Origin of the sequence: Streptomyces sp. NPDC000594 (assembly GCF_040299965.1) — a bacterium.
Classification (GTDB): Bacteria; Actinomycetota; Actinomycetes; order Streptomycetales; family Streptomycetaceae; genus Streptomyces.
The window spans coordinates 38542-52280 of sequence record NZ_JBEPCY010000037.1; the positions used below are offsets into that span (position 1 = coordinate 38542).

The 13739-nt window shown below is 70.3% G+C and carries 12 protein-coding genes and 1 riboswitch; of the genes, 2 read left to right on the forward strand and 10 right to left on the reverse strand.

Annotated elements, in window-relative coordinates:
- Window positions 1-21: 21 nt before the first annotated feature.
- The 7 genes from ABT354_RS32130 to thrC all read right to left on the reverse strand — a co-directional run bounded on the left by ABT354_RS32130 (window position 22) and on the right by thrC (window position 8139).
- Window positions 22-1014 carry a zinc-binding dehydrogenase gene (locus ABT354_RS32130; protein ID WP_351500334.1) on the reverse strand — a complete coding sequence of 331 codons (993 nt, stop codon included), beginning with the start codon at window positions 1012-1014 and terminating at the stop codon, window positions 22-24.
- A 102-nt stretch (window positions 1015-1116) separates the two neighbouring features.
- Window positions 1117-1614, reverse strand: coding sequence for a hypothetical protein (locus tag ABT354_RS32135; RefSeq protein ID WP_351500336.1), 498 nt, complete (start codon window positions 1612-1614; stop codon window positions 1117-1119).
- A 128-nt stretch (window positions 1615-1742) separates the two neighbouring features.
- Window positions 1743-3329, reverse strand: coding sequence for an alpha/beta hydrolase (locus ABT354_RS32140; protein ID WP_351500338.1), 1587 nt, complete (start codon window positions 3327-3329; stop codon window positions 1743-1745).
- A 309-nt stretch (window positions 3330-3638) separates the two neighbouring features.
- A complete protein-coding gene (gene groL, locus ABT354_RS32145; RefSeq protein ID WP_323449138.1) occupies window positions 3639-5261 on the reverse strand; it encodes a chaperonin GroEL in 1623 nt (540 codons plus the stop codon).
- Window positions 5262-5771: 510 nt separating this feature from the next.
- Window positions 5772-5975 (reverse strand): cold-shock protein, encoded by a 204-nt coding sequence (locus ABT354_RS32150; RefSeq protein ID WP_003953467.1) that lies wholly within the window; start codon window positions 5973-5975, stop codon window positions 5772-5774.
- Between the two features lie 449 nt (window positions 5976-6424).
- Window positions 6425-6700, reverse strand: a complete 276-nt coding sequence (locus ABT354_RS32155) for a MoaD/ThiS family protein (protein ID WP_351500341.1) — start codon at window positions 6698-6700, stop codon at window positions 6425-6427.
- A gap of 131 nt (window positions 6701-6831) precedes the next feature.
- On the reverse strand, window positions 6832-8139 hold the full coding sequence (gene thrC, locus ABT354_RS32160) for a threonine synthase (RefSeq protein ID WP_351500343.1): 1308 nt from the start codon (window positions 8137-8139) through the stop codon (window positions 6832-6834).
- Between the two features lie 17 nt (window positions 8140-8156).
- Window positions 8157-8304: riboswitch (SAM riboswitch) on the reverse strand.
- 190 nt (window positions 8305-8494) lie between these two features.
- Between thrC and ABT354_RS32165 the strand changes: the two genes are divergently transcribed.
- Both ABT354_RS32165 and ABT354_RS32170 read left to right on the forward strand, forming a co-directional pair.
- A complete protein-coding gene (locus ABT354_RS32165) occupies window positions 8495-9433 on the forward strand; it encodes a glucosyl-3-phosphoglycerate synthase (RefSeq protein WP_351500345.1) in 939 nt (312 codons plus the stop codon).
- 208 nt (window positions 9434-9641) lie between these two features.
- Window positions 9642-11048: an alpha,alpha-trehalose-phosphate synthase (UDP-forming) gene (locus ABT354_RS32170; protein WP_351500347.1), complete on the forward strand. Its 1407-nt coding sequence runs from the start codon at window positions 9642-9644 to the stop codon at window positions 11046-11048.
- Window positions 11049-11072: 24 nt separating this feature from the next.
- On the opposite strand, the gene otsB is transcribed toward ABT354_RS32170, so the two are convergent.
- The 3 genes from otsB to ABT354_RS32185 all read right to left on the reverse strand — a co-directional run bounded on the left by otsB (window position 11073) and on the right by ABT354_RS32185 (window position 13585).
- Complete coding sequence (gene otsB, locus ABT354_RS32175; RefSeq protein ID WP_351500349.1) at window positions 11073-11936, reverse strand: trehalose-phosphatase; 864 nt, start codon at window positions 11934-11936, stop codon at window positions 11073-11075.
- Window positions 11937-11945: 9 nt separating this feature from the next.
- The gene (locus tag ABT354_RS32180; RefSeq protein ID WP_351500351.1) at window positions 11946-12191 is read right to left on the reverse strand and encodes a DUF3263 domain-containing protein; all 246 of its coding nucleotides are present in this window, start codon (window positions 12189-12191) and stop codon (window positions 11946-11948) included.
- A gap of 116 nt (window positions 12192-12307) precedes the next feature.
- On the reverse strand, window positions 12308-13585 hold the full coding sequence (locus tag ABT354_RS32185) for an ABC transporter substrate-binding protein (RefSeq protein WP_502983538.1): 1278 nt from the start codon (window positions 13583-13585) through the stop codon (window positions 12308-12310).
- Window positions 13586-13739 lie beyond the last annotated feature (154 nt).

Below are 13739 nucleotides of genomic sequence, written 5' to 3' on the forward strand. Positions count from 1 at the left end.
AACCCGGCTGGAGGCCGCTGCTCAGGGGACGAGGACCACCTTCCCCATCGTCCCGCGCGTCTCCACCGCGCGATGCGCCGCCACCGCCTGGTCCAGCGGGAATCGCTGGACCACCGGTCGCACCACACCCTCCGCCGCCTCCCTCAGCGCCCGCTCCTCCAGCGCCCGCAGCCCGCCCCCGCGGGCCACCATCTCCGGGCCGATCATCGCGGAGGTGATCCCGCGCCTGGCCTGCTCGTCCTCCGGGTAGGTCAGCGGCTCGCCCTCGTGGAGCCGCTGACCGACCCAGCCGTAGACCACATGCCGTCCGCCGGGCCCGAGGAGGTCGACCGCCGCGCGGGCGGTGTCGCCCCCGACCGCGTCGAAGACGGTGTCGGCCCGGCGCTCCCCGAGGAAGTCCCGGACCGTCGCCGCCCAGTCGGGCAGCAGATAGTCCACCGCGAGATCGGCGCCGTTGGCCCGTACCCGCTCCCCCTTGGCCGGGCCGCCCGCCAGCCCGATCACGGTCGCCCCCGCATGCTTCGCGTACTGCGTCAGCAGTGTGCCCAGGCCGCCCGCCGCCGCCGTGACGATCACGATCTGTCCGGGGGCCGGTTCGGCGTAGCCGAGGATGCCGAGTGCGGTGCGTCCGGTGCCGATCATGGCGACGGCCGCCGCCTCGTCGAGCCCGCCGGGCAGCTCGTGCAGCCGCTCGGTGTCGGTGACGGCGCGTTCGGCGTATCCGCCGGGGGCCATGCCGAGGTGGGCGACGACCCGCTTGCCGAGCCAGGCCGGGTCGGTGCCCTCGCCGAGTGCGTCGACCGTGCCGGAGACCTCCCGGCCGGGGATCGTGGGCAGCGGGACCGGCTCCGGGTACGGGCCGCTCTCGCCCTGGCGGAGCGAGGTGTCGAGGACATGGACCCCGGCGGCGGCGACGGCGATCCGTACCTGGCCGGGGCCGGGTACCGGGTCCGCGGCCTCCTCGTAACGGAGGTTCTCGGCGGGACCGAAGGTGTGGAGCCGGATGGCGTGCATGGCTGCTCTCCCCTGTGAGCGATCTGCGCTGACAGGGACAACTCTCCGACCTCGACCTTGCTTGAGGTCAAGCCCGGCCGAGGTCGCACCGGGCCTTGGCCGTCAGACCCGGGGGAATCGTGCCTGAAGATCCCAGATGGCCGGGTTGTCGGCGAGTTCTTCGTGCAGATCGGTCAGGTCCGCGATCAGGTCATGGAGAAAGTCCCGGGCCTCCCGGCGCAGATCCCGGTGGCTGAAGGTGAGCGGCGGCTCGTCCCGGCGCATCCAGTCCGCCTCCACATCGACCCAGCCGAACCGCCGCTCGAAGAGCATCCGGTCCGCCGACTCGGTGAAGTCCAGCTCGGCCTGTTGCGGCACCGACGCCCTGCTGCCCCGGGGGTCGCGGTCGATCCGTTCCACGATGTCGCAGAGGGCCCAGGCGAAGTCGAGGACGGGCACCCAGCCCCAGGCGGTGGCGACCTCCCGGTCCGCCTCCGTGTCCGCGAGGTACACATCGCCGCAGAAGAGGTCGTGGCGGAGGGCGTGGGTGTCCGCCCTCCGGTAGTCCGTCTGCGGGGGGTCGGGGAAGCGGGGCGACAGCGAGTAACCGATATCCAGCACCCCCCGATGCTCCCACGCCCCGGGGGCCCCGCCCGGCCCCGGGCGCCAGGACGGCCCCGGGCACACGGACGGCCCGGAGGCGTGGGCCCCCGGGCCGTCCATGGGTGCGGGCCGCTGCCCGCCCGCTGTCAGAAGCGGTTGGGCTGCTGCGGCAGCGGGTTCGGGAACGCCGGGGCGTCCGCGCGCTCACCGCTGCGGGCCGCCGGGGCCGTGCAGGTGGCGTCCTTGGCCGGGAGCTTCCCAGTGGTCAGGTACGACGTGGTGAGACGGTCGGCGCAGCTGTTGCCGCCGAAGAGGTAGATCCCGTGGCCGACGCCGTTCTTCACGGTCACCAGCTTGGCGCCCTTGAGCGCCTTGCGCATGCCGACACCGGCGGCGTACGGGGTCTGGGAGTCCCACTCGTTCTGGAGGATCAGCGAGGGAACCGAGTTGTTGATCTTGATGGCGGGCTCGACCGAGGCGTCCCAGAACGCACAGGGCTTGATGTTGGAGCCGAAGTCGCCGTACAGCGGGTAGCGGGCCTTGTCGCGGATCGCGTCCTTGCGGTACTGCTCGACATCGCGCGGCCAGGCGGCGGAGTTGTCGGCGCAGACCACGGACCAGAAGCCCGCGTCCATGTTGTCGACCGGCACCGGCTTCAGGAAGCCGCGCTCGGGGGCCTGCTGCGGGGCCAGCCGCTTGCCGGCCTTGCCGGCGGCGGCCTTCTTCAACTCGACGACCTGCTCGGCGGCGAACTGCACCTCGAAGAAGAGCTGCCGCATCCCGCCGCGGATGTCGTCACCGGTGATCTTCTCGCCCTCGATCACGATCGGCTTGCGGTCGGCCTGGGCCACCAGGTCGTAGAAGGTCTTGGTGACCGCGGCCTCGGTGGTGCCCAGCTTGTAGGTGGAGTTGCGCTGCGCGGTCCAGGAGGCCCAGCGCTTGAACGCGGGCTCCGCGCCCTCCGCCCAGATCTGGATCATGCCGCGCCAGGCCAGCTTGGGGTCGACGGCGCTGTCGAGGACAAAGCGGCCGGTCTTGGTCGGGAAGAGCTGGGAGTAGACCGCGCCGAGGTGGGTGCCGTAGGAGTAGCCCAGGTAGTTGAGCTTCTTCTCACCGAGCACGATCCGCAGGACGTCCATGTCCCGGGCGGTGTTGCGGGTGGTGATGTACTTGAGCTTGTCGCCCTGCTTCTTGCGGCACTTGTCCGCTACGCCCTTGGCCCAGGAGACGTCCTTGGCGAAGGTCTTCTCCTTGTAGGGGCGGGGCCACTGCATGTCGGAGTTGGTCAGCCCACAGGTGACCGGCGAGCTGTTGCCGATGCCCCGGGGGTCGAAGCCGACCAGGTCGTAGGCGTCCCGTACGGACTTGGGCAGCGCTTCGCGCATCATCTCGGGCATGTCCAGACCGGCGCCGCCGGGACCGCCGGGGTTGAACAGCAGCACACCCTGGCGCTTGCCCTTGACGCTGGTCTTCACCCGGGATATCGCCAGGTCCAGCGTCTTGCCGGTGGGCCGCTTGTAGTCCAGCGGCACCTTGATGGTGGCGCACTGGAAGGAGGCGGACAGCTCCTTGTCACATCGCTTCCACACCGGCTTCTGCTTCTCGTACGAGGCCAGCGGGCCCGCCTTGGGGGCCTGGGTCGCGGGCGCCGCCGGGGTCGCGGTGGCGATACCGGGCGCGGCCAGCGACGCGATCACGCTCACCGCCAGCAGGGGTACGAGTCGTCGTTGCACGTAAGGTCCTTCCCAGCCAAGTGTTCGGTCAGGGAGACCCTTTCGCCTTGTCCATGTCCGGTAATCCCTCGCCCAGCCGGGATTTGTCTCCATCTCTGGGATTACGCACGGATCAGGAATCGTCCTTGCGGCGTACATCACCTGGGATTTGCCGGGCTTTGGGGTGAGTTGAGGACCCGCCGTGATCGGGTGGTACGGGACTCTTACCCCGGTCCGGTGCGGTACGGGCGGGAAACGCCGCAGGGCGGCACCCCCCTCGGAAGGGGAGTGCCGCCCTGTACGGCTGGTGGAACCGCCGATCCCGGGGGATCAGAAGTCCATGTCACCGCCCGGCATACCGCCCGGAGCGGCCGCGGCGGCCTTCTCCGGCTTGTCGGCGATGACGGCCTCGGTGGTGAGGAAGAGCGCCGCGATGGAGGCGGCGTTCTGCAGCGCGGAGCGGGTGACCTTCGCCGGGTCGAGGATGCCCTCGGCGATCATGTCCACGTACTCGCCGGTCGCGGCGTTCAGACCGTGACCCGGGGTGAGGTTGCGGACCTTCTCGACCACGACGCCACCCTCAAGGCCGCCGTTGACGGCGATCTGCTTGAGCGGGGCCTCCAGGGCCAGACGGACGGCGTTGGCACCGGTGGCCTCGTCGCCCTCCAGCTCCAGCTTCTCGAAGACGGAGGAGGCCTGGAGCAGCGCCACGCCGCCACCGGCGACGATGCCCTCCTCGACGGCCGCCTTCGCGTTGCGCACGGCGTCCTCGATGCGGTGCTTGCGCTCCTTGAGCTCGACCTCGGTGGCGGCACCGGCCTTGATGACGGCCACGCCGCCGGCCAGCTTCGCCAGACGCTCCTGGAGCTTCTCGCGGTCGTAGTCCGAGTCGGAGTTCTCGATCTCGGCACGGATCTGGTTGACCCGACCGGCGACCTGGTCGCTGTCACCGGCACCGTCGACGATGGTGGTCTCGTCCTTGGTGATGACGACCTTGCGGGCGCGGCCCAGCAGGTCCAGGCCGGCGTTCTCCAGCTTGAGGCCGACCTCCTCGGAGATGACCGTACCGCCGGTGAGGATGGCGATGTCGTTCAGCATGGCCTTGCGGCGGTCGCCGAAGCCCGGGGCCTTGACGGCGACGGACTTGAAGGTGCCGCGGATCTTGTTCACGACCAGCGTGGACAGGGCCTCGCCCTCGACGTCCTCGGCGATGATCAGCAGGGGCTTGCCCGACTGCATGACCTTCTCCAGCAGCGGAAGGAGGTCCTTCACGTTGCCGACCTTGGAGTTCACGATCAGGATGTACGGGTCGTCCAGGGACGCCTCCATACGCTCCATGTCGGTCGCGAAGTACGCCGAGATGTAGCCCTTGTCGAAGCGCATACCCTCGGTGAGCTCCAGCTCCAGACCGAAGGTCTGGGACTCCTCGACGGTGATGACGCCTTCCTTGCCGACCTTGTCCATGGCCTCGGCGATCAGCTCGCCGATCTGGGTGTCGGCGGCGGAGATGGAGGCGGTGGAGGCGATCTGCTCCTTGGTCTCCACATCCTTCGCCTGCTCCAGCAGGGCGGCGGAGACGGCCTCGACGGCCTTCTCGATACCGCGCTTCAGGGCCATCGGGTTGGCACCGGCGGCGACATTGCGCAGACCCTCGCGGACCAGCGCCTGAGCCAGGACCGTGGCGGTCGTCGTACCGTCACCGGCGACGTCGTCCGTCTTCTTGGCGACTTCCTTGACGAGCTCGGCGCCGATCTTCTCGTACGGGTCCTCCAGCTCGATCTCCTTGGCGATGGACACGCCATCGTTGGTGATCGTGGGCGCGCCCCACTTCTTCTCCAGGACCACGTTCCGGCCCTTGGGACCGAGGGTGACCTTGACGGCGTCGGCGAGCTGGTTCATCCCGCGCTCAAGGCCGCGCCGCGCCTCCTCGTCGAACGCGATGATCTTTGCCATGTGAAGTGTCCTCCACGGACTGGTGGGAAGCTCTGGTGGACCGCGCTGGCGCCCGCGACGGACGGTCCCGCTGCCCTGGTGGACACTGGTCCACCCCGGCCTGGAGACCTCACCGACCCGGTCCTTCTTTGTCACTCTCACGGGGAGAGTGCTAACGCCAATGATTAGCACTCGCCCAGGGAGAGTGCAAGCGCCTTGGGGAGAACCGGACCCTCACGGGGCACGCTCCGGGGCGCGCGGGGCGGCGCACGGAGGCACCTGTGGGGCACCCCCGACCGCCGGGGCGCCGCGCTCGCCGGGGTGCTGTGCCGGCCGGGGGTGCCCCGCCTTCCGCGCCCGCCGGCGCCGGCCGTCGCCGGGAATGCCTGTGGGGTCCGCACCCCGTCTCCGGGATGCGGACCCCACATGCTGCGTCATCGCGTCGGTGGCCGATCGCGTCGCAGGTTCCTCCGCGGGTGGTACGGGCGCGAACCGCCCCTCCGGCCGTCCTGGCCCGTCGGTGGCGCCCGCTCAGGCCGTCAGCTTCACCATGTCGGCCTGCGGTCCCTTCTGCCCCTGCGAGATTTCGAACTCGACTCGCTGACCCTCCTCCAGGGTGCGGTAGCCGTCCATCTGGATCGCGCTGTAGTGGACGAATACATCCGCACCACCGTCGACCGCGATGAAGCCGTAGCCCTTCTCCGCGTTGAACCACTTGACGGTGCCCTGAGCCATGCCTAACTCCCCTATTACTGGCCCTTGCGCAGGACCGCACTTCACGGACCCGGGTCAGATCTCACCCGCAGTGCCAACTCCGCCGAAGACGGGACGAAGACACCCACAGGTGTGCGTCGGAACGCGTCGACCGCGGCTGAATGTATCTGCCCAACTGCCCTCTGCAACAGGTCAATCGGACGAGAAATCCAGGCATGGCGGAAGGTGTAATTACCAAGAATTCACGAAATTCCAGGGCAACTCGGGCCCGGCAAAGGAGACTTATGAGACATAGTCAACGCGCACATTGGCTGCTTCTTATCGCGCTCGGGCGCATTCCCATAGGGCGTCCGTCGAGGCGAATCCGGGGGCGTTCCCCAACTGTAGCGTGCTCAACCATGCAGAATTGCCCCCTCCGTTTGTCTTACGGAGGGGGCAATCGAAGTGACGTTGCGTAAGTGGCGACGGGGTCAGCCGCCGGCCACCGCGGGGATGATCGAGATGCCGGCGCCGTCCGGCGTCGCGGTCTCCAGACCCTGCTCAAAACGGACATCGTCGTCGTTCACATAGATGTTCACGAAGCGGCGCAGCCGCCCCGTGTCGTCCAGGACGCGCGCGGCGATCCCCGCGTGGTTCTTCTCCAGGTCGGCGATCACCTCGGAGAGGGTCGCCCCCTGGGCGGGGACCTCGGACCGGCCGTCGGTGTAGGTGCGCAGAATGGTCGGGATGCGGACGGTGACGCTCATCGGTGGCTCTCCAGGGTGCTCGGCGCGCCGGGCGCGGCGCGGACACGGCGGTGACGCTGATACGGCGGTGACGCGGCGGCGGCGCTGATACGGCGCCGCCGCGGATACGGCGGTGAAGGGGGCGGCGTGGCTCAGTCCGCGAGGCCGGCGGCGCGGAACGCCTCCAGGCTCGGGCGGATGGTCGCCGTCGGACCGCTGGTCGGGGCGACCGCGTCCAGGGTCTTCAGCCCGTCACCGGTGTTGAGCACCACCGTGGTGAGCGACGGGTCCAGCACCCCGCTCTCGATCAGCTTCCGGGTGACACCCACGGTGACCCCGCCCGCCGTCTCGGCGAAGATCCCCTCGGTCCGGGCGAGCAGCTTGATCGCGTCCACGATCTGCTCGTCGTCGACGTCCTCCACCGCGCCACCGGTCCGGCGGGCGATGTCCAGCACATACGGGCCGTCCGCCGGGTTGCCGATCGCCAGCGACTTGGCGATGGTGTCCGGCTTCACCGGGCGGACCACGTCGTGGCCCGCCTTGAACGCCGCCGACACCGGGGAGCACCCCTCGGCCTGCGCGCCGAAGATCTTGTACGGCTTCTCCTCGACCAGGCCCAGCTTGATCAGCTCCTGGAACCCCTTGTCGATCTTCGTGAGCTGGGAGCCGGAGGCGATCGGGATCACGATCTGGTCCGGCAGCCGCCAGCCCAGCTGCTCGCAGATCTCGTACGCCAGGGTCTTGGAGCCCTCGCCGTAGTACGGGCGCAGATTGACGTTGACGAAGCCCCAGCCCTCGCCGAGCGGGTCGCCGATCAGCTCCGAGCAGAAGCGGTTCACATCGTCGTAGTTGCCCTCGATGCCCACCAGCTCGCCGCCGTACACCGCGGCCATCACGACCTTGCCCTGCTCCAGGTCGTGCGGGATGAAGACACAGGAGCGGAAGCCCGCCCGCGCCGCCGCCGCGCCGACCGCGCCCGCGAGATTGCCGGTGGAGGAGCAGGAGAGGGTGGTGAAGCCGAAGGCGCGGGCCGCCTCGACGGCGATGGCCACGACCCGGTCCTTGAAGGAGTGGGTCGGGTTGCCCGAGTCGTCCTTGATGTGGAGGGAGCCGGTGATGCCCAGCTCACGGGCGAGGTTGTCGGCCTTGACCAGCTGGGTGAAGCCCGGGTTCAGACTGGGCTTGCTCGCGACGTCCGCCGGGACGGGGAGCAGCGGGGCGTACCGCCAGATGTTCTGCGGTCCGGCCTCGATCCGCTCGCGCAGCGCCTCGGGCCCGTCGTCGGGCAGGTCGTAGGCGACTTCCAGCGGTCCGAAACACTCGGCACAGGCGAAGATCGGTCCGAGCGGGAAGCGCTGGCCGCACTCGCGACAGGAGAGCGCGGCGGCGGGGCCCAGATCGGGGGCGACGGCGGCGGGGTCGGTGTCGGCGGTGGTGCTTGCGACGGTCTGCACAGCCATGGAGGCGAGGCCCTTTCTCCTCATCTTCCTCATGACGCGTTTCGCCATGAGACGGATTTGGCACCTTCCCGAGCCGGGAGCCTCGCTGCGCTGTACGCGACGAGACCGGCTGGAGGGTTGCCGGGGCTTCAACGGGCCGTATCCCTCTGCCCCTCTGGATGAGCGGTATTCGATTGTTGAACTGCGACCGTTCGCTGCGATCGTTCACGGCGATCTTTTATCGCGACCGGTCGACGGGGGGACCCGACATGCGCCGGACCTCCGCGTTGTTCAAGACTGTAACGGAAGGTCCGGTGGGTTGAGATAGTCGTCCGAACCGCGAGATGCGTCACAGGCTGTGGGGAGATGGGCAAACGTGCTCGATGAAGTGGAGCGCTGGATGAGCAGGCGCTCCTGGTCGGTGGCGGATCGCCCGCTGTCCCGGACCATGGCGGCGAAGCGGTCGGCCAGGGTCAGTGTGGTGCTGCCCGCCCTCAATGAGGAGGCGACGGTGGGAGCCATCGTCGCCGAGATCAGGGGCGAATTGATGGAGCGGGTTCCGCTTGTGGACGAGCTGGTGGTGATCGACTCCGGCTCCACCGACCGCACGGCGGAGGTCGCCGCCGCGGCCGGCGCCCGGGTCGTCCACCGGGATGCGGTGCTCCCCCGGATACCGGCGGTCCCCGGCAAGGGCGAGGTGCTCTGGCGGTCACTGATGGTGACCAGCGGGGACATCGTCTGCTTTGTCGACGCCGATCTGGAGGAGTTCTCCGCGGACTTCGTCTCCGGCATCGTGGGGCCGCTGCTCACCGACCCGGAGGTGAGCCTGGTGAAGGCGATGTACGACCGCCCGCTCGCCGGGACCCCGGGCCAGGGCGGCCGGGTGACCGAGCTGGTGGCCCGGCCGCTGCTCAATCTGCACTGGCCACTCCTGGCCGGGTTCGTCCAGCCGCTCGGGGGCGAGTACGCGGCCCGGCGCTCGCTGCTGGAGCGACTGCCGTTCCCGGTGGGGTACGGGGTGGAGCTGGGCCTGCTGGTGGACGCGCTGCACACGGTCGGTCTGGACGGGCTCGCCCAGGTCGATGTGGGCCGCAGGATCCACCGTCACCAGGACGGACAGGCGCTCGGCCGGATGGCGGCGGCGATCTACCGCACCGCACAGCTCCGGCTGAAGCCCGGCCATCTGGTGAGGCCCGCGCTCACCCAGTTCGAGCGGGGCGCGGACGGGTTCGTCCCCCGGACCCATCCCGTGGACACCGAGGAGAGGCCGCCGATGCGGGAGATCCGGGAGTACGCGGCCCGCCACGCGGCCTGACCCCCGTACCGGCGCCTGACCCCGTACCGGCGCGCCTGACCCCCGTACCGGCACCGGGTGCGCACAGGCCCGGGGTGGGCGGACACAGATCCGGGGCGGGCGGACACAGGTCTTCGGGGCGGGTGGGCGACGGGGTGCCGATGGCGGGCATGCGCCAACCGAGGCGTACGTACGTTTGAGGCATCCCGGCACGGGCTAGGTTCGCGCTATGGCCCCCGATCCCTCCGGAACACCCCGTGCCGCCACCGTTCTGGTCGCCTCCAACCGAGGCCCGGTCAGCTACACCCTCGGCGACGACGGGGAGCTGACCTCCCGGCGCGGCGGTGGCGGGCTGGTCTCGGGCCTCTCCGCCATCGGCTCCGGCGCCGACACCCTCTGGGTCTGCTCCGCCCTGGGCGAGGGCGACCGCGAGGCGGTGCGCCGGGGCGTCGGCGAGCCCGGGGTGCTGATGCTCGCCATCGACGAGGAGACCCACACCGCGGCCTACAACGGCATCGCCAACTCGGTGCTGTGGTTCATCCACCATCTGCTCTACCAGACCCCGCTGGAGCCCGTCTTCGACGACGGCTTCCGGCGCCGCTGGGAGGCGTACGAGCGGTACAACGCGTCCTTCGCGCGGGCGCTCGCCGACCGGGCCGCCACCGGCGCCGCCGTCCTGGTCCAGGACTACCACCTGGCGCTGGTGCCGGGGCTGCTCCGGCAGCTCCGCCCCGATCTGCGCATCGGCCACTTCTCGCACACCCCCTGGGCCCCGGTGGACTACTTCCGGCTGCTCCCCGACGACATCGCCGCCCAGCTGCTGCGCGGGCTCCTCGGCGCCGACCGCACCTGTTTCCTCACCCGCCGCTGGGCGGATGCCTTCGGGGAGTGCGCGGTACGGATCCTGGGCCCGGACGCGCTGGCCGGCACCCGGATCGGCGTCCACGGTCTCGGCGCGGACGCCGCCTTTCTGAAGGAGCGGGCGCACCGGCCCGATGTGGCGGAGCGGATGGCCGCTCTCCGGGAGCAGATCGGCCCCGACCGGAAGACGATCGTCCGGGTCGACCGCACCGAGCTGTCCAAGAACATCGTGCGCGGGCTGCTCGCCTACCGGCAGCTGCTGCGCACCCGGCCCGAGTGGCGCGAGCGGGTGGTGCATCTCGCCTTCGCCTACCCCTCCCGCCAGGACCTGGCGGTCTACCGCGACTACACGGCCGAGGTGGCCCGGCTCGCCGGGGAGGTCAACGACGAGTTCGGCACCGACGGCTGGACCCCGGTCGTCCTCCATGTACGGGACGACTTCGCCCGCTCCCTCGCCGCGTACCGGCTCGCCGATGTCGCCCTGGTCAACCCCATCCGGGACGGGATGAATCTGGTCGCCAAGGAGATCCCCGTGGTCTCCGACGCGGGGTGCGCGCTGGTGCTCTCCCGGGAGGCGGGCGCCCATGAGGAGCTGGGCGAGTACGCGATCACGGTCAATCCGTACGACGTGACCGGCACCGCCGACGCCCTGCACACCGCGCTGACCATGCCGGAGGCGGAGCGCACCCGGCGCACCGGGGAGCTGGCGCGGGCGGCGACGGCGCTGCCGCCCAGCCGGTGGTTCCTGGACCAGCTGGAGGCGCTGCGCGCCTGATCACCGCCCGCTCGGGGCACAGGATCAGGGTCCGTCCGGACGGAGCCGGGCGGCGAGTGCCGCGAGGAAGGCGACCACGGCCGCCGGGCCGGGCAGCAGCAGATCGGCCCGCTCGGCCAGCTCGGTGACCTCGGCGCTGCCGCTGCACACCAGCAGCCCCGGCACCCCGTCCGAGCGCAGCTTCTCCACGGCGGCGTAGGCCGGGAGGTCGCCCAGGTCGTCGCCCGCGTAGAGGACGGCACGGGCGCCGACCTCACGGACGTACTCGCCGAGGGCGACCCCCTTGTCCATGCCGGGCGGGCGCAGCTCCAGCACCATCCGGCCCGGTTCCAGGACCAGACCGTGGCGGGTGGCGAGGGCGGCGAGCGGTTCGCGCAGGGCGGCGAAGGCCGCGGAGGGGTCCTCGGCCCTGCGGGTGTGGACCGCGACCGCCTGGCCCTTCTCCTCGATCCAGGTGCCGCTCCAGGCCCCGATGGAGTCGAGGAAGCCGGGCAGCTCGGCCCGGACGGCGGCGACCCCGGGGTGCGGGGCGGGGGTGCGGACGGTGCCGCTGACCGCGTCCCAGCGCTCGGCGCCGTAGTGGCCGAGGACGACCAGGTGCTCCAGGCCCGGGACGCCGGCGAAGCCTCCGTAGCGGACGGCGACCCCGGCGGGGCGCCCGGTGACCACGGCCACCGAGGCGACCTCGGGGGCGAGCCGGGCGAGGGCGGGGACGGCGTCCGGGTGGGCGCGGGCCCGCTCGGGGTCGGGCACGATCTCGGCGAGCGTGCCGTCGAAGTCGAGGGCGACAACGGCCTCACAGGGCCGTTCCAGCAGTGCGGCGAGACCGTCCCGGCCCTCGGGCGTCGACGGCTGCGGCAGGGGATGCGCGTGCGGTGGGCTGCCCATGTCCCGACCCTATCGGCGCGCGCGTTTCTCGTCTCTGACCCGGCGCAGCCGGTTCACCGTGACCGGATCGTGGGCCAGCGCGCGGGCGTCGTCGAGCAGGGCGTTGAGCAGCTGGTAGTAGCGGACGGGGGAGATGCCGAGCCGTTCCCGGACGGCCCGCTCCTTGGCGCCGGGGCCCGGCCAGGAGAGCCGCTCCATCGCGAGGACGGCCCGGTCCCGCTCCGTGAGACCCGTGCGGGGGGTGTCGTCGGTCATGGTTCCACCGTAACGGCCCGCCCCGGGCCCGTGGCTCCGCACCGGCCCTCGGGAGACCGGTCGCCGGGCCCCTGGCTCCGGGCCCGCAGGGCGTGCCCCGGCCCGACCGCGAGCGCCTACTCCTCCTCGCGGGTCTCCTCCTCCGAGGCGCGCTGGGCGATCCGCCCGAGGACATCGGCGGGCCGCTTGCCGGGCACCATCGCCTCGCCGATGGACTTCTTGATCTCCTCGCTCACCGGGCCCCAGGAGACCTTGTTGACCGGCGGCAGCTGCGAGGTCGGCAGCTCCACCAGGAAGTTCTTGAGGATCTTGTGCTCCGGGTCCACCTCCATGGACTCGGTGGCGGACACCGTCGGCGGCAGCAGATCGTTCTGGGCGGCGAATGCCTTCACATTCTTGTCGGTGAAGACGAAATTGAAGAACTTGCCGATCTCCGAACGGTGGCCGTTCTCCTTGAATCCCAGGATCCAGTCGGCCACGCCCACCGCGGACTTGGGTTTGCCCTCCTTGCCGGGCACGGGCACCCTGCCCACCTCGATCCCGGCGTCCTGGGCCTCCCGCAGCAGCGAGGGATGGCCGTTGACCATCCCGACATCGCCCTTGACGAAGGCCTTGAACGCGGCCTTGCGGTTCAGCTTGCCGGGCGCGTCGGGCCCGACCAGGCCGGGTTCGACCAGATTGCTCTTCACCCAGTCCAGCGCGTCGGTGTTCTGTTTGGAGTTCAGCGCGTACGAACCACCGGGATCCACATAGCCGTTGCTGCCGCCGCCCAGCATCCACAGCATCGTCTCGATCTGGGCCTCCTCCGGCCCGAGCGGCAGGGCGTAGGGGTACTTGACCCCGGCGTCCTTCAACTTCTCGGCGGCGGAGCGGAGTTCGTCCCAGTTCCCGGGCTCCTTCTCGACACCCGCCTCGGCGAAGAGCGACTTGTTGTAGAAGAGCAGCCGGGTGGAGGCGGCGAACGGCATCGCGTACTGCACCCGGCGCTGTTCGCCCGCGTCCACCAGGGGGCGGAGGAAGTTCGACTGGACGGGTATGGAGAGGAGTTGGTCGGCGCTGTACAGCTTTCCGTCGGCCGCGTAGTCGGCGTACGAGCCGATCTGCGCCATGTCGGGAGCCTTGCCCTCCTCGACCAGCTTGGCGACCTCGGCGTGGATCGTGTCCCAGGAGGTGATGGTCACATCGACCTTGATGTCATGACTGGCCTCGAACTCCTTGACCAGTTGGGCCCAGTACTCCTTGGTGCTCTGGTCGCCGCTGACGTTGTAGTCCGGTGCGAGCAGCGTCAGGGTGACATCGCCGGACGAACCGCCCGTCGCACCGCACCCGGAGAGGGTGACCGTCGTTCCCAGGGCGACCGCAGCCGCCGTCAGACTCAACCAGTGACGCCGCAAAACTCTTCTCCCACTGTGCAGTTACGTGTTTCCGCGCGGTGATCCGCTGTTGCCGTCCGCCGGGATGAGGAGCGATTTTCCACCATGGGAGGTTCGGTGGTCCATGCCCAGTGGTCTCACTTCTGCAACAGACAAAACGCAGTGTTCCTGCGTA